We start from the raw sequence: 15,838 nt of genomic DNA, 5'->3' as shown, positions 1-15,838 counted from the left end.
ACGGTTCCTCGCCGGGTCATTACTCCCTCTTCTTCAGAACTCGATAGCGACGTTGCTCCTGGGCGTGCTGCAGCAGCTCAGGATGTAACCGTCCGCTTCGTCGTCCTCGGTAATGCCGCCGTTGTGCTCCATATTGACGTCGCCCGAGAGCTTCTTGACCTTGCAAGTTCCGCAGATGCCCATCCCGCAGGCCTTGGGGATGTGTAGACCGAGCTTGGCGGCGGCAGAATGCACGGTCTCCTCAGGCAGAATGCGAATACTCTTGCCGCTATTACTGAATTCGACCTGCAGCATGTCGGCGGTGTCGACCGCTTCCAATTCCGCTTCGGCCTGCTCGGCGAGTTCTTCCACATCCGCCCGGACATCGGCGGGCGTGGCCCCGAACGACTCCTCGTGATAGTGGCTCATGTCGAAGCCGTTGCTCTGCAACACCTGCCTGACGGCCTTCATGTACGGTGTGGGGCCGCAGCAGAAGATTTCGCGCTCCAGGTAATCCGGCACCATCAACTCGAGCATCGACTGCGCCAGATAGCCACGGAATCCCGCCCAGGCCACACCGTTTTCATCGCCGCGCTCACAGACGATATGCAGCCGGAAATCGGGGATCCGAGAGAAGATATGTTCCAGCTCGCGGTGAAAGATGATGTCGCGTGGCTCGCGTGCGCTGTGCACGAACTGTAGGTCGACATTGGCGTTGGTATCGAAAAACCAGCGCGTCATCGACATCAAGGGGGTGACACCGACCCCGCCGGAAAGCATGAGCACCTTGTCGGCGGGGTAGTCGATGACGTTGAAATCCCCCACCGGCCCGTGAACGACCAACTCGCTGCCGACCTGCAGGTTATCATGTAGCCAGTTGGAAACGCGTCCATCGGGAAGACGCTTGACCGTGATCGAGAAGCTATAGGGCACCGAGGGGGAGCTGGAAATCGTGTAGGAGCGCATGATCGGCTCGCCATCGATCTCCAGTTCCAGTGTCACGAATTGCCCGGGCTTGAAGAAGAACAGCACTGGCTGATCGGCCATGAAGCAGAAGGTGCGCACATCCCAGGTTTCCTGGATGACCTTTACGCAACGCACATTATGGCGCCCATTGGTCCAGGTCTGGGTATTGACGGGATTGAAATAGTTCAAGGTCATAAGATGGCTACCCGGTCGCACGGCGGTATCTGACTGTCAGGCGCATTGTGGGCGCCCCCCGCACCGACCACTTGCCTGCCAACGACACGCGCATGCCTGCTCCAGCCGCCATCACGAGGGCAACCGCCAACTGACGTCGTCACGGCATCGGCCAATGTCGCGGGCAGACAATCCCCACTGGTAGCAATACGCCACACTCCGTGTCACTCACGCCTCTCAAGCACACTCACTCAATGTCATGGCGCCTCCGTTATCCGACACGGCGCACGAAGAGGATGCCTTCATGGATCTGCTCGCTACATCCGCACTCGACGATCCCTTGGCCGCCGCGCGTGACGCGACCGCCGACATGCTTCGCCAGCGTCGGCGCACGTATTCGCTGCCGCAACCCTTCTATAATGATCCGCGCGTGTTCGCGCTGGATATGCAGGAAATCTTCACCCATGAGTGGCTGTTCGTCGGCATGACCTGCGAGCTACCCACCAAGGGTAATTACCTGACCGTACAGATCGGCGACAACCCCATCATCGTCGTACGTGGCGATCAAGGCACGCTGCATGCCTTCCACAACGTCTGCCGCCACCGTGGATCAAGGCTGTGCACACAGGAGAAAGGCAAGGTCGCCAAGCTGGTCTGCCCCTATCATCAATGGACTTATGAACTCGACGGCCGCCTGCTGTTCGCCGGGCAGGACATGGGCGAAAATTTCGATCTTTCAGCTCATGGCCTCAAGCCGGTGGCAGTGAAGAGCGCCGGCGGTTTCATCTTCATCAGCCTCGCCGACCAGCCACCGGCCATCGACGACTTTCTAGCGACACTGGATGAGTACCTAGCGCCTTACGAGATGGACAACGTCAAGGTCGCGGCGGAATCCAGCATCGTCGAGCAGGCCAACTGGAAGCTGGTGATCGAGAACAACCGCGAGTGCTATCACTGCAACGGTGCCCACCCGGAGCTGCTCAACTCGCTGATCGAGTACGACGACACCGACGACCCACGTGCCACGCCTGCCTATCGCGAACTGGTCGCCCGCCAGCAAGCGCATTGGGAAAGCCTGCAGGTGCCCTGGGAGCTCAAGTACTTCGGCAAGCGCCAACGCCTGACTCGCACGCCGATGATCGACGGCGTCATGTCGATGACCATGGACGGCAAGCCTGGCTGCGGAAAGTTGATGGGACGCTTGACGAGTCCCGATCTGGGCTCGCTGCGCATTTTGCACCTGCCTAATTCCTGGAACCATTTCATGGGCGATCATGCCGTGGTCTTCCGGGTGCTACCACTGGGCCCGCAACAGACCCTGGTGACCACCAAGTGGCTAGTCCGCAAAGATGCCCAGGAAGGCGTCGACTACGACCCGCAATGGCTACGCAAGGTGTGGGACGCCACCAACGATCAGGACCGGCAACTGGCGGAGGAGAACCAGCGCGGCATCAACTCCATCGCCTACCAGCCCGGCCCCTACTCCGAGACTTACGAGTTCGGCGTGATCGACTTCGTCGACTGGTATAGCGAAACCCTGCTCTCCTACCTGGAAGCAGAGACGCCCTCGTTGCAGGTCGTACAGGGCTGACCCCTGACATCATGCGCTAGCAATGTACACCACCGCCGCGCCGATACCGGCGCGGCGGTGGACGTTGGTTGCTTTATTTATTCGTTCGCTCGCAGGCGAGGCAGTAGGTGGGTGTCGATTGCCTGGCGTACCGACGGCAGCATTTCATCGCTGTGCTGCAGCATGTCGTGAATGGCTTCGGGCAAGCCTTCTACGCCGACTTCGTTGTGCTTGCATGCCGCCATGCGGGCACAGGTTTCGGGGCAAGCACCGTCGGGGATGCGCACGCCCAGCGCTTGCAGGCGTTGACGAAAGTCGTCGCCGTCGATCAGTTCCGCGAGCATCATGTCTTACCCTCCTCGAGTGACGGCACGCCGGTATGTGTCACCGGCCGCGACCGCGATGGTGGTGTTGTGGGCAATCACTGTCGTGAACGCCTATCGCCACCGGCGTTATCAAAGTTTAGGAGAGCGGTGGCAAAATGCCCGCCCCCGCATCGTCAGCGCTTGAACACCACGGTGCGCTTGGCATGCAAAAACACCCTGCGCTCCAGATGAAGCGATACCGCCCGCGCCAGGGTCAAGCATTCGATGTCTTTCCCCTTGGCCACCAGATCCTCGGGATAATCGGCATGACTGACCGGCTCCACGCCTTGGGTGATGATCGGGCCTTCGTCGAGATCGTCGTTGATGTAGTGCGCGGTGGCACCGACCAGTTTGACGCCTTTTTCATAGGCCTGATGATACGGTTTGGCGCCCTTGAATCCCGGCAATAGCGAGTGATGGATATTGATCGCGCGCCCGCTTAGACGCGCGCACATCTCACTGGAAAGTACCTGCATGTAGCGCGCCAGGATCACAAGCTCGGCGCCGGTGGTTTCGATCACCTCGAGGACGCGAGCTTCCTGCGCCGCCTTGGTTTCGGGCGTGACCGGAAAATGGTGGTATGGCAGTCCATGTCCGGCTACCAAGGATTCGAGATCGGGGTGATTGGAGATCACCGCGCGAATATCCAACGGCAACTGCCCGGTACGATAGCGATACAGCAGGTCGTGCAGGCAATGATCCGCCTTGGAGACCATGATCACCACCGGCGTGCGACGCTCGGGCGGGGTCAGTTCGAAATCCATCTCGAACTCGAAGGCCCGGGTCGCGAAGTCGGCCTGGAAGGCCTCGGCATCGAAATCGGAGGCCAGAGGCCGAAATTCGGTACGGATGAAGAATCGCTCGCCCAGGCGGTCATCGAATGACTGCTGTTCGGTGATGTAGCACTCGCGCTCCTTGAGGAAGCGGGTCACGACATCCACGGTGCCCAGGCGGCTGGGGCACTGCGCAGCGATGATCCAGGTATCGTCACTGCGGCTCATGGCGGCTTTCTCGAGCGACACCAATGCCATATTCCTCGCCGGCATCCAGCAGCCAGCGATACACGTAGTCGGCGAAGCTGCGCCGTACGATGAGCTCCCAGCGCGACGCGTCCGGGCGACGTAGAATGACGCTGGTCTTGGCGAAGAGCGTGGTCACGCCCTTGCCCACCGTGAACGTATGCGGGTCGACATCATAGACCGTCGACTTCATCAGGACTTCGTGCGCCGCCTCCCCGGAGAGCTCGATCAGCGTCTGCCCCGCGCTGACGTCGACGATGGCGACATGCGCCCCGCCAAGATGTGCACGCAGCCGCGTCTCGAGACCGAAGGTCTCGTCGCCGGGGACGATCAGCAACCATTCATCGGGCGATAACCATTGCACGGAGCGCTGACCATCGGCGTCCACGGTGAGCGAATTGGGACGCCCGGGCAGGCCGATACCGAGCACCTCGCGCAATGCCTCGTCGAGCACGATGGCTCCGCCGCGCAGGATGAGATGCCCCAGGAATGCTCGTTCGCCAATCACCGCACGGCTTTCCTCTCCAGACGCGTCTCCGGGCGCGGGCATACCGCTGCGCTGGAAGGAATACGCCAGCGGCGACTCGGCGGTAACGGTAGCGTGATCGGTGCGGGCGTCGTAGACATGGACCGAGTTAGACATGCTGGCGCTCTCCCTTGGGATCGACGAATTGGGTGCTGACGATTTCGGCTTCATGCACACGGCCATCGACCATGGGCAAGTAAACGCTCTCGCCCATGCGTTGATGCCCGCCCTTGACCACTGCCAGCGCGAAGCCGCTTTCCAGCGTGGGGCTGTAATAGCTGGAGGTGACATGGCCCACCATGGGCATGGGAATGGCGTGATTTGGCTCGAAGACGATCTGGGCGCCCTCTTCCAGTACCACGCTCGCGTCCTTGGGTTTGAGGCCGACGAGCTGCTTGCGCCCTTCGCGGCGCGTATCGGCACGCGTCAGCGCCCGCTTGCCAACCCACGGGAACGGCTTGTCGTAGCCGATAGCCCAGTGCATGCCGAGATCCTCGGGCGTCACTGAACCATCGGTGTCCTGGCCGACGATGATGAAGCCCTTTTCGGCGCGCAGGACGTGCATGGTTTCCGTGCCATAGGGGGTCAGATCGAAGGCCTCGCCGCGTGCGAACAACGCCTCCCAGACGTGCATGGCGTAATGCGCCTGGACGTTGATCTCGAAGGCCAGTTCCCCGGTGAAGGAGATACGGAACACCCGCGCAGGTACGCCAGCTACGTGCCCCTCGCGCCAGTCCATGAACTTGAACGCCTCACGATCGAGGTCGATATCGGTCAAGTCGGTGAGCAGCTTGCGCGCCTCGGGGCCGGTCACGGTCATCGTCGCCCAGTGATCGGTGACCGAGTTGAAGTACACATCGAGTTCCGGCCATTCGGTCTGGTGCCAAAGTTCGAGCCATTCCAACACCGGTGCGGCGTTGCCCGTGGTGGTGGTCATCAGGAAGTGATTCTCGGCCAGGCAACTGGTGGTACCGTCATCCATCACCATGCCGTCATCGCCGCACATCAGTCCGTAGCGCACGCGACCAGGCGCCAGCTTCTGCCACTTGTTGGTGTAGATGCGACCCAGAAACTCGCGAGCATCCGGCCCCTGGATATCGATCTTGCCCAACGTCGAGGCGTCGAGAATGCCCACGCCCTCGCGAACCGCGCGGCATTCGCGGGCAACCGCTTCCCCGATGCTTTCGAGCCCGCCATCGGCGCGCTTGCGTGGATAGTACCAAGGGCGTTTCCACTGCCCGACATCCTCGAACTCAGCGCCTCGGGCGACATGCCAGGCCTGCATCGGCGTGTAGCGCTCGGGGTCGAAGAGCTCGCGGCAGTGACGACCGACCACGGCACCGAAGGTCACCGGCGTGTAGTTGGGCCTGAATACCGTGGTACCGGTTTCGGGAATGCTCTGCCCCAGGCAGCGCGCGGTGACCGCCATGCCATTGATATTACCCAGTTTGCCCTGGTCGGTACCGAAGCCCATGGCGGTGTAGCGCTTGACGTGCTCGATGGATTCGAACCCTTCGAGCGTCGCCACTTCGATGGCGGAAGCAGTAACGTCATTCTGCAGATCGACGAACTGCTTGGGTGCACGCAGCGTCGCTTTCTCATGTGGCACTTGGAACAGCGCGCAGACCGGGCCCTCATGGCGCGACGCGACCTGCGGCAGGTCCGCATCGTCAACGGTGACATCGAATCCCAGTGCCGTGGCCGCGTTAACGCCGGCCTCGACGCCGTCCGCCAGCACCTCATCCAGTGGATAAACGCCACGCGCGCCACCACTCGCGGCGACACCCGCCACGGTCGAAGGCACGAAACCGATGATGGCATCGCTCCAGACCGGACGCGCACCGGTATGCGAGGCCAGGTGAATCACCGGACTGTAGCCGCCGGAGCTGGCGATGGTGTCGCATTCAAGCGTCTCGACCTTTCCGGTGACCCTGAAGGCGTCCACGTCGATGGCCGCCACACGTGCCGCCGAGACGCGCTGCGCCCCCTTGGCTTCGAGCACGGCGCTGCCGGTAATGACACGGATGCCTGCCGCTTTGGCTTGCGCAACGAGATCGCCCTGCGGGGCCGTGCGGGCATCGACGATGGCGACCACTTCGCGTCCAGCTTCCTGCCAATCCAATGCGGCGCGATAAGCGTGGTCGTTGCTGGTGGAAAGCACCATCTTCTCGCCGGGCACCACGCCGTAGCGGCGAATGTAGGTCGACACCGCCCCTGCCAGCAGATTGCCGGGGACATCGTTGTTGGCATACACCAACGGACGCTCATGAGCGCCGGTCGCCAGGATCACCTGCCCGGCGCGTACCCGGTGTAGCCGTGAGCGCGGCTGGCGGTAACCGGCCTTGGACGGGGCACTATCGCCCAGGTGTTCGGTGCGGCGTTCGTGGAGGGTCACGAAATGATGATCATGATAACCATGCGCAGTGGTACGCGGCAGCAAGGTGACGTTGTCGTGTTCCGCCAGCGCCGCCAGTGTCGTCTTCAGCCATTGCGCGGCGGGTTGATCGTCCAGTGTCTCGCGCGTATCGAGCAGCGAGCCGCCCATCGCCTCCTGTTCGTCGGCGAGAATCACCCGTGCCCCGGCACGCGCCGCCGTTAACGCCGCGCTCAAGCCTGCGGGGCCAGCGCCGACGATGAGCATGTCGCAATGCCGATGCATGTGATCGTAGATATCCGGATCGGACTGTGTCGGGCTGCGCCCCAGACCGGCCGTCTTGCGGATGAATTTTTCATAGGTCATCCACATCGACGCCGGTGCCATGAAGGTCTTGTAATAGAACCCCGGCGGCATGAACGGGCTGCCCAGTTTGCCGATCCAGCGCATGATGTCGCGCTGCGCGTCAGGCCAACCGTTGGTGCTACGCGCAACCAGGCCGTCGTACAGCGCCTGCTGGGTCGCCCGTACGTTGGGCACCTGAGTCGCCTCCGTCGCGCCCAACTGGACCACCGCGTTAGGCTCTTCCGCGCCGGACGCGACGATGCCGCGCGGGCGCGAGTACTTGAAGCTGCGATTGACCAGATCCACACCATTGGCCAGCAAGGCCGAGGCCAGGGTATCGCCGGGATGGCCGGTGTATGTATGACCGTTGAAAGTGAAAGTCAACGCCTGCGTGCGATCGACCTGGCCGCCTTGCGCCAGGCGGTTGGGCTGTGATGCTGTCTGGCTCATGCCTGCGCTCCCTTGACCGACGCCACGGCGGCGTCGCTGGCACCTACGGTCTGCTGGCCGCCTTCGGCAACCTGCGCATTATTGGTTTTTTCCTCACGCGCGTTTTTTTCCTCACGCGCCAGATGCTCGGCGGTGATCGTCGGCTGTTCGCCCATCTTGTAGGTTTCGAGGATCTCGTAACTCACGGTATTGCGCGTGATGTTGAAGAACTTGCGGCAGCCCACTGCGTGCAGCCACATCTCGTGATGGATGCCGCGCGGATTGTCGCGGAAGAACAGATAATCGCCCCATTCCTCGTCGCTGCAGGTGTCCGGCTCCTCGGGGCGTGCGATGTGCGCCTGGCCCTTGGGATGGAATTCCTCTTCCTCGCGCAATTCTTCGCAGTAGGGGCAATAGATATGGAACATGATGGCTCTCCCTTAGTGCGCGACGCCAGCGGCGCCATGCTCATCGATCAACGCCCCGCTGTGGAAACGGTCGATGGAAAACGGCGCGGCGATGGGGTGCATCTCGCCCTTGGCCAAACTCGCGGCGAACACATGCCCCGATCCTGGCGTCGCCTTGAAACCGCCCGTCCCCCAACCGCAGTTGAAGTAGAGCCCCTTGATCTTCGTCTTGGAAAGGATCGGACAGGCATCCGGGCAGGTATCGACGATGCCGCCCCACTGGCGGTTCATGCGTACCCGGGAGAAGATCGGGAACATCTCGACGATGGCCTGTAAGGTATGTTCGACGGTGGGATAGCTGCCCCGCTGACCGTAGCCGTTGTAGCCATCGATGCCCGCACCGATAACCAGATCGCCCTTATCCGACTGGTTGATATAGCCGTGCACGTGATTGGACATCACCACGGTATCCAGCACCGGCTTGAGCGGCTCGGAAACCAATGCCTGCAATGGATGCGATTCCAGCGGTAGATTGAGACCGGCCATACCCGCCATCACGCTGGAATTGCCCGCTGTCACGCAGCCAACGGTCTTGGCCTCGATGTCGCCGCGATTGGTGTGCACGCCTTGGATCTGCCCGTCGCGAATCTTGAAGCCGGTGACTTCGGTATTCTGCAAAAGATCGACACCCAGCGCGTCGGCGGCGCGGGCGTAGCCCCAGGCCACGGCATCGTGGCGAGCCACGCCGGCGCGTGGTTGCCAGGAAGCGCCCATGACCGGATACCGAGCACGCTTCGAGCAGTCCATGATCGGCACCAACGACTGAACGCCCTCGGCGTCGAGCACTTCACCATCGATACCATTGAGGCGGTTGGCATTGACCCGGCGCTGAATATCACGCATGTCCTGCAGCGTATGGCCCAGATTCAACACGCCACGCTGGGAGAACATGACGTTGTAATTGAGTTCCTGCGAGAGCCCCTCCCAATGCTTCATGGCATGCTCGTAGAGTGCCGCCGATTCATCCCATAGATAGTTGGAGCGCACGATGGTCGTGTTGCGCGCGGTATTGCCGCCACCCAACCAGCCCTTTTCCACCACCGCGACATTGGTGATGCCGTGCTCCTTGGCCAGGTAGTAAGCGGTCGCCAAGCCATGCCCCCCGCCGCCGACGATGATCACGTCGTAGCGCGGCTTGGGCGTAGGATTGCGCCATTGGCGTTGCCAACCCTCGTGGTGACGCAGCGCGTGCTTGACGAGCCCGAAGCCTGAATAACGTTGCATACCCTCTCCCCTCCGCGGCCCCCGTGCTCTGGACTGGCACGACGACGTGTCTTTACATGCCGCGATGGTAGCCCTGTCGCCCCTTGGATGGAGTGCTTGCAAACGTCACGGCCGGATGCGTTTGCGACACACCGACTCGGATCAGCCATCAAGCTCCGTCGACACCTCGCCGCGATGCAAACGGCTGGCGGCATACTTGAACTCGGGAATCTTGCCGAAAGGGTCGATCGCCGAGTTGGTCAGGATATTGGCCGCCGCTTCCAGATAGCAGAAAGGCACGAACACCATGCCTTGCTGCATCAATGGGATTCGAATGCGCTTTCCGGCGGGATGGGGCGCCATCAAGAGCAGCCCCGGGGTTTGGCCAGCCTGTCTTGCGACAGGCGCCTCGTTGCATGTTAGCCCCGGTCTCGTGCCGGGGCCATTCAATGCCGCTCAAGCGGCTACGCTGCCGTGCGGGTCGATGACGAATTTCTTGGCCACGCCACCGTCGAAGTCCGCATATCCGCGCGGCGCGTCGTCCAGGGAGATGACCTCGACATTGACCGCATCGGCGATGTTCACCTTGTCGAACAGGATCGCCTGCATCAGCTGCCGGTGGTACTTCATTACCGGGCACTGGCCGGTATGAAAGGAGTGGGACTTGGCCCAGCCCTGGCCAAGACGCATCGAGAGGTTGCCATGTTGGGCTTCCTGACTCTCGGCGCCGGGGTCTTCGGTGACGTACAGTCCCGGGATGCCGATCTGGCCACCAGCTCGGGTGACGTCCATGCAGGCATTGAGCACCGTGGCGGGCTGCTCATGCGCGTGGTTATGGCCATGACAGCGCGCCTCGAAGCCTACTGCATCCACCGCACTGTCCACTTCGCGCGCGCCAAGGATAGGTTCCAGCATATCGGCCATCGGCGTGTCCTGGCGCAGGTCCAGGGTCTCGCAGCCGAAGCTTTCGGCCTGACCGAGACGCTGCGGGTTCATATCGCCGACGATGACGCAGGCGGCACCCAGTAGTTGGGCGGAAACCGCTGCGGCCAGGCCGACCGGGCCGGCCCCGGCGATGTAGACGGTGCTGCCAGGGCCGACGCCGGCGGTGGCGCAGCCGTGAAAGCCGGTGGGGAAGATATCGGATAGCAACGTCAGATCGCGGATCTTATCCATGGCGATATCGCGGTCGGGGAACTTCAACAGATTGAAGTCCGCATAGGGCACCATGACGTATTCGGTCTGGCCACCGACCCAGCCGCCCATGTCGACATAACCATAGGCGGCACCCGGACGCGCGGGATTGACGTTGAGGCAGATACTTGTCTGGCCTTCCTTGCAGTTGCGGCAACGCCCGCAGGCGATGTTGAAAGGCACCGAAACGACATCGCCGACGCCGATGAACTCGACGTCACGCCCGCACTCGACGACTTCGCCGGTGATTTCGTGCCCGAGTACCATGCCGCTCGGTGCGGTGGTACGTCCGCGTACCATGTGCTGGTCGCTGCCACAGATATTAGTGGTGATGACCTTGAGAATCACGCCGTGCTCGCATTTGCGATTGCCCAGCGCCAGTTCGGGAAAAGGGATCGGTTGGACCTCTACATGGCCGGCGCCCATGTAGATCACGCCGCGGTTGGCTGCACTCATGGCTATTATCCTTTGGTTTCGTAGTGAGAGGCGTCGTGGCGTCAACGCCACTCTTCGACCATAGCCCTCTTGCTGGCGCGTACTGTTCCCAGCGAGTCATCGCCATGCTCAAAAGAGACATTGCCATGCCAACCGCAGCCTCGCTTATCGTTCGCGCCCTTACCATAAGCGCGACTTGTTCCGGCTCCAGGGGCGTGCTATTCAAGCAATGATCGAAATACGCCCTACCCCGGAGCGTATCTGCCACCCATTCGCCACCGGAGTTCGCCATGGAGGCCTCGACCGCCGCCACCTCGTCTCGTTCCCAGCCTGCTCGCCTGACCGGCATGAGCTGGGCGCATTTTCTCAACGACGGCGCCGCCAATTATCTACCGGGCGTACTACCAGCGATTTTGATCTCGCTCAATCTATCCGTGGCACTAGCGGGTACGATCATGGCGGCCTTGTTGATGGGCCAGGCGCTGCAACCACTAGTGGGAATTTTCGCCGACCGTGTCGGTGGTCGTGTCATGGTCGCCCTGGGGCTCGCCGGTTCGTCGCTGGGCGGCGCCCTGGTAGGCTTCGCCTCGGGTTTCTGGCCTCTGCTCGGCACCCTGCTGTTGATTGGAATCTCCAACGCCTTCTTCCATCCCCAGGCACTGGCCGGCATTCGTCGTCTGGGTGGCGAGCGCCCGGGGACCGCGATGTCGATCTTCATGGTCGGCGGCGAGGTGGGACGCGGCGTATGGCCGGCCCTGGCGAGCTGGGTGGTAGTGCAGTGGGGCCTAGGGTATCTGTGGCTGCTCGCCCTGCCCGCGCTCGTCACGCTGCCGTTCATGCTGCACTGGGCGCCACGTCTGCCGCCACGCGCCACGGATGCCACCCCCATCGCCTGGCGTCTGCATGCCGGCCCGTTATCGCGGCTGGTGGCATTTTCCACGCTACGCTCGCTAATGATTCTCTCGGTCGTGACCTATGTGCCACTGATGTGGGCCCAGGGCGGCGGCGACCTGACCACCGGCGCCAGTTTCATCACCGTCCTGATGGTCGTTGGTGTGATCGGCAATCTCGGCGGCGGGCGACTCTCGGATCGCTTCGGTCGCCGCCCGGTATTGATCGTCGCCATGAGCGTCTCGGTCATCATGCTGACGGCTTTCCTGTTGGCCGAAGGCATCTGGCTGTGGATCGTGCTCGGCGTGCTGGGCATCAGCCTGTTCGCGACCTTGCCGCTGGGTATCCTCATTGCCCAGGACATCCTGCCCGAGAACCGCTCGCTGGGGTCGGGCATGGCGCTGGGCCTGGCCAACGCACTGGCGGCTCTCGGCGTGATGCTTCTGGGGCCGATCGCCGCGCTTTGGGCGCCCGCCGCGCCACTGTGGATCGCCCTGGGCGGCGGTGTAATCAGCATCTTCCTGGCCAGCGGCCTGCCCGAGCACATGGAAAGGAAACCCTAGTCAGGGATAGCATGAGTGGAGATATAGGAGGAGCTTTCGAATGCAGATCGAGTCGTTCATTCGGCGTCTGGCGCTGATCGACGATTACGCCGATGCCCCGCTTGGCGAACGTCGGCGCATCTACGAGCGTTTGCATGCCGAATATCGTCCAACCGACCCGGAGGGCATGCAGGTCAACGACGACGTTGTGGCCGGTGTCGCCGTACGCCGCTTCCTGCCGGCACAGACCGTGGGCGAGTGTATCGTCTATATGCATGGCGGTGGTTGGAATCTGGGATCGGCGAAGAGCCACCACGGGATCACCGCCGATCTCGCCGAGCGGCTCGAACGCGAGGTCGTCAGCGTCGACTACCGCTTGCTGCCGGAGGCGCACTACGGTGAGGCACTGGACGATTGCCACATGGTGGTGGCAGCGCTCGCGCCCGTCGCCGTGCTCGGCGATAGCGCTGGCGGCCGCCTGGCACTCGACATCGCGGGTACTAGCCCGTGGTCAGGACTCCTGGGCGTGATTTATCCGCTGGTGGGCACGCCGACAGCCGAGACTCTGGGCCCGGACGCCCCGCTGCTCTCGTGCGCGGATATTCTCTCGTTGTGGGAGATGGCCGCTAACGACGTGCCCAAGCTCGACCCACATGCCCCACCCGCCATGCGCATCGAGGCATTGGCAGTGGAGCACGACCCACTGACGCGGCCACTGGAGCAGGCCATCGAACGCTGGCGTGCAGCCGGTGCCTCGGTCGGCTACCGCTGCGCGCCAAACATGGTGCATTCGGCACTGCACGGCCACGCCGAGCTGCCCGACATGACCGCCGCCTGGCAGGATTTCTGTCAGGCGCTGCGGGCGCGCCTGGACGACGCCTAGGCCTTACCTGTCATCTCGCCCGACCGTCAACTTCCCAGTTGTGCCTTGACTGCATCGATGGCCGGCTCGCCCGCCTTGGTGGTCACGCCTTCGAGCCACTGGGCTACGGTATCGTAGTGGTTGCGGATCCACTCGCTGGCGACTTCGTCGGCGGGACGTTCCTCATGACTGTACTCGTAGATCCAGTCGTTCTGATCCTCGATCGAGATCCGATACTGCGACAGGAAACGATAGAGATTGGCATCCTCCGCTTGAAGCTCGGGCGGCACCACGGTCCAGACCGTGCTCTTGATCTCGGCGACACCACTATCGTTATCGTCCTTGAGGTAATAAAGATCGTAGCTGACGTTCATCCAGTGCGGCTCCCAACCGACGAACGTCACCCACTCCCGATTGGCGATGCGCTGGTCGGCGTAGGCGAGCATCGCCGAGGTCGAACTCTCTCGCAGCTCCCAGTCACCGAGCCCCACTTTATCGTCGTCGATGGCCGCCAGAATCGCATCGTTGATGCCTGTACCTGCCTCGATGCCTTGTATCTCGCCATCGAAACGTTCCCGGTACTGGGCGAGATCGGCGACACTATCGACGCCCGCTTCGTGGACGTATTCCGGCACCACCAGCCCCGAATTGGCATCGTCGATGTTCTTGGTAAGCTTGACCACTTTATCGTCGGCCACCAGCGGCTCGACCATTTCTTCCTCAATGGGGTACCAGCCACCAAGATAGACGTCGAGATCGTCGCTGGTCAGACCATTGAGGATGACGCCAACCGCCAACTCGCTTTGCTCGGTGTGATATCCCATCGCCTCAAGAAGTTGCGACGCAACCTCCGACTTGACCGTCACCCCCGGCCACGGCGGTACACCGAAGCGTACGGTATCGAGATCAGCTTGCACCGGTCCGGCAGCGATCCACGCCAACGGCAACAAGGCAAGCGAATGGCGAAATGGCATCTTGCGCATAAGAGGACTCCATTGGTTACTAGTAACCCTCTTACTCTGCGCAACTTAATGATGAACTATTGCCATAAAACGACAAAAAATACACGCCAAGCGTCTAACATGAACTTGCATCGACGCCTGGCGCCACCCTACTGGAGCGATGCGAGCCTCAACGCAACACGTCTTCTTCGCGCAGTAGCGTCAGGATCGCCTCAGCGCCCTGGGTCGGGGTCACGTCCGTCAGCACCTGCCCGCCGCCGCCTTCGGCCTTGGCAGCGGCGGCCTTGAAGCGGTCTCGTGCCGAGGCGGCCTTGACGATCTTGAGGCGTTTGGGACGCTGGCGCGCGGGTTGCACTTGCCATGCAGCCCACTCTTCATCATCGCTCACCGGTCCTGCCGTCGCTTCGAACGCGCCGCGTCGCGCCGGCCCATAGGCGCTCTGGCGCGGCGTGGGGGCTGCATCGTCGACGGTGACGATGACGGGCAGGCGGACCTTGAGTCGCCGCCGCTGACCTCGCGGCAAGGCCTGCAGCAAGGTCGCCATGCCGTCCTCGACGCTTTCCACCGCCGCCAGACCGCTTATCAGAGGCCAACCAAGGCGCTCTGCTAACAGATAGGGCAACAGGCCCGACCCTTCGCCTCGCTCGGCACGTTCACCGGCGATCACCAGATGCGGCGACGTCGCATCCAGAGCCTCGGCAAGCGCAGGGAGTATATCGGCGCTCTCGGGCTGCTCAAGCAGCGCCAGCTCGGTGAAGCCCATGCCCAGATAGCCGCGTAATGCCGCTTCGCTACTTTCATCCCGCAGGCCGGCATGTAACAGACGTACCTGGGCATCCGCCAGGGAGCGCGCCAGTTCCACGCCCCGAGCATCCTGGTCGGCACGCCGCGCCCTTCCCGTTAGCGGGTGGCGACCGACGGAAACCAGCACCGTCACTTCGAGTTCTGGCGTCATGGCCGATTCAGGCTGCATCGCGTTTCTCCTCTCGTGCCTGAGCCACCAGGGTGACCAACGCCTCGAGTATTTGAGTCGAGTCCCCGATTACCGCAAGATCGGCGCGCTTGATCATGTCGCAACCGGGATCCATGTTGATCGCTACCACCTTGTCGCAGGTCTGAATACCCTGCAGATGCTGGATGGCGCCGCTGATACCCACGGCCACATAGACCCGCGCCGTCACCCAGGTGCCGGTGGCGCCCACCTGACGGTCACGGGCCATGAAACCATCATCCACCGCCACGCGTGAGGCGCCCTTGGTGGCCCCCAACACCTCGGCAGCATGGTGAAACCCTTGCCAATCCTTGACGCCATTGCCGGCAGAGAGAATGAATTCCGCCTCGGAAAGCGCCACGCCTGACGGGTCGACACTCACCTGGCCGAGATCCTGAATGCGCGACAAGGTCGACGGCAACGGCTGAGGCAAGGCCAGTTCGGCAGCGGTGTGACGCGTTTCGCTGACCGGCTCGGCACATTCGGCCAGGGCCAGGGCGAGACGCGGCAAGGGGCGCCGAATGTCCAGCGATCCGGCCGCACC

The 15,838-nt window shown here is 62.4% G+C and carries 15 protein-coding genes; 3 read left to right on the top strand and 12 right to left on the bottom strand.

The genetic code is table 11. The features are described 5' to 3' along the window. Positions 1-33: 33 nt before the first annotated feature. Positions 34-1,140, bottom strand: a complete 1,107-nt coding sequence (locus OP495_RS10245; RefSeq protein ID WP_280568957.1) for a hybrid-cluster NAD(P)-dependent oxidoreductase — start codon at positions 1,138-1,140, stop codon at positions 34-36. Positions 1,141-1,423: 283 nt separating this feature from the next. Between OP495_RS10245 and OP495_RS10240 the strand changes: the two genes are divergently transcribed. Beyond that, positions 1,424-2,710 (top strand): aromatic ring-hydroxylating dioxygenase subunit alpha, encoded by a 1,287-nt coding sequence (locus tag OP495_RS10240; protein ID WP_280561825.1) that lies wholly within the window; start codon positions 1,424-1,426, stop codon positions 2,708-2,710. A 77-nt stretch (positions 2,711-2,787) separates the two neighbouring features. Here OP495_RS10240 and OP495_RS10235 read toward each other — a convergent pair whose 3' ends face one another. The 8 genes from OP495_RS10235 to fdhA all read right to left on the bottom strand — a co-directional run bounded on the left by OP495_RS10235 (position 2,788) and on the right by fdhA (position 11,067). Further along, the gene (locus tag OP495_RS10235; RefSeq protein WP_280561826.1) at positions 2,788-3,036 is read right to left on the bottom strand and encodes a hypothetical protein; all 249 of its coding nucleotides are present in this window, start codon (positions 3,034-3,036) and stop codon (positions 2,788-2,790) included. A 152-nt stretch (positions 3,037-3,188) separates the two neighbouring features. Continuing rightward, positions 3,189-4,055, bottom strand: a complete 867-nt coding sequence (purU, locus tag OP495_RS10230; protein WP_280561827.1) for a formyltetrahydrofolate deformylase — start codon at positions 4,053-4,055, stop codon at positions 3,189-3,191. Further along, positions 4,042-4,716, bottom strand: a complete 675-nt coding sequence (gene soxG, locus OP495_RS10225; RefSeq protein ID WP_280568955.1) for a sarcosine oxidase subunit gamma family protein — start codon at positions 4,714-4,716, stop codon at positions 4,042-4,044. Before soxG ends, purU begins: the two co-directional genes overlap by 14 nt. Next, the gene (locus tag OP495_RS10220) at positions 4,709-7,768 is read right to left on the bottom strand and encodes a sarcosine oxidase subunit alpha family protein (protein ID WP_280568952.1); all 3,060 of its coding nucleotides are present in this window, start codon (positions 7,766-7,768) and stop codon (positions 4,709-4,711) included. Before OP495_RS10220 ends, soxG begins: the two co-directional genes overlap by 8 nt. Beyond that, on the bottom strand, positions 7,765-8,175 hold the full coding sequence (locus tag OP495_RS10215) for a sarcosine oxidase subunit delta (protein ID WP_280561831.1): 411 nt from the start codon (positions 8,173-8,175) through the stop codon (positions 7,765-7,767). Before OP495_RS10215 ends, OP495_RS10220 begins: the two co-directional genes overlap by 4 nt. A gap of 12 nt (positions 8,176-8,187) precedes the next feature. Next, a complete protein-coding gene (locus tag OP495_RS10210; RefSeq protein WP_280568950.1) occupies positions 8,188-9,438 on the bottom strand; it encodes a sarcosine oxidase subunit beta family protein in 1,251 nt (416 codons plus the stop codon). Positions 9,439-9,579: 141 nt separating this feature from the next. Continuing rightward, the gene (locus OP495_RS10205) at positions 9,580-9,780 is read right to left on the bottom strand and encodes a molybdopterin dinucleotide binding domain-containing protein (RefSeq protein ID WP_280568948.1); all 201 of its coding nucleotides are present in this window, start codon (positions 9,778-9,780) and stop codon (positions 9,580-9,582) included. Between the two features lie 93 nt (positions 9,781-9,873). Next, positions 9,874-11,067: a formaldehyde dehydrogenase, glutathione-independent gene (gene fdhA, locus OP495_RS10200; RefSeq protein ID WP_280561835.1), complete on the bottom strand. Its 1,194-nt coding sequence runs from the start codon at positions 11,065-11,067 to the stop codon at positions 9,874-9,876. A gap of 269 nt (positions 11,068-11,336) precedes the next feature. On the opposite strand from fdhA, the gene OP495_RS10195 reads away from it, so the two are divergent. Both OP495_RS10195 and OP495_RS10190 read left to right on the top strand, forming a co-directional pair. Beyond that, complete coding sequence (locus OP495_RS10195; protein WP_280561836.1) at positions 11,337-12,500, top strand: MFS transporter; 1,164 nt, start codon at positions 11,337-11,339, stop codon at positions 12,498-12,500. A 40-nt stretch (positions 12,501-12,540) separates the two neighbouring features. Continuing rightward, positions 12,541-13,362 carry an alpha/beta hydrolase fold domain-containing protein gene (locus OP495_RS10190; protein WP_280568937.1) on the top strand — a complete coding sequence of 274 codons (822 nt, stop codon included), beginning with the start codon at positions 12,541-12,543 and terminating at the stop codon, positions 13,360-13,362. Positions 13,363-13,388: 26 nt separating this feature from the next. Here the strand turns inward: OP495_RS10190 and OP495_RS10185 are convergent, their stop codons facing one another. The 3 genes from OP495_RS10185 to OP495_RS10175 form a co-directional block, all read right to left on the bottom strand. Next, positions 13,389-14,324, bottom strand: a complete 936-nt coding sequence (locus tag OP495_RS10185) for an ABC transporter substrate-binding protein (RefSeq protein WP_280568934.1) — start codon at positions 14,322-14,324, stop codon at positions 13,389-13,391. 148 nt (positions 14,325-14,472) lie between these two features. Beyond that, positions 14,473-15,276: an electron transfer flavoprotein subunit beta gene (locus OP495_RS10180; RefSeq protein ID WP_280561841.1), complete on the bottom strand. Its 804-nt coding sequence runs from the start codon at positions 15,274-15,276 to the stop codon at positions 14,473-14,475. Further along, on the bottom strand, positions 15,266-15,838 hold a 573-nt coding region (locus OP495_RS10175), incomplete at its 5' end, for an electron transfer flavoprotein subunit alpha/FixB family protein (RefSeq protein WP_280568931.1). The genes OP495_RS10180 and OP495_RS10175, both read right to left, overlap by 11 nt.

It is taken from the genome of Chromohalobacter sp. 296-RDG (assembly GCF_029889885.1).
In the GTDB taxonomy this organism is placed as follows: domain Bacteria; phylum Pseudomonadota; class Gammaproteobacteria; order Pseudomonadales; family Halomonadaceae; genus Chromohalobacter.
The sequence above is the reverse complement of the archived record's forward strand: the minus strand, read 5'-3'. Positions and strand labels throughout refer to the sequence as shown.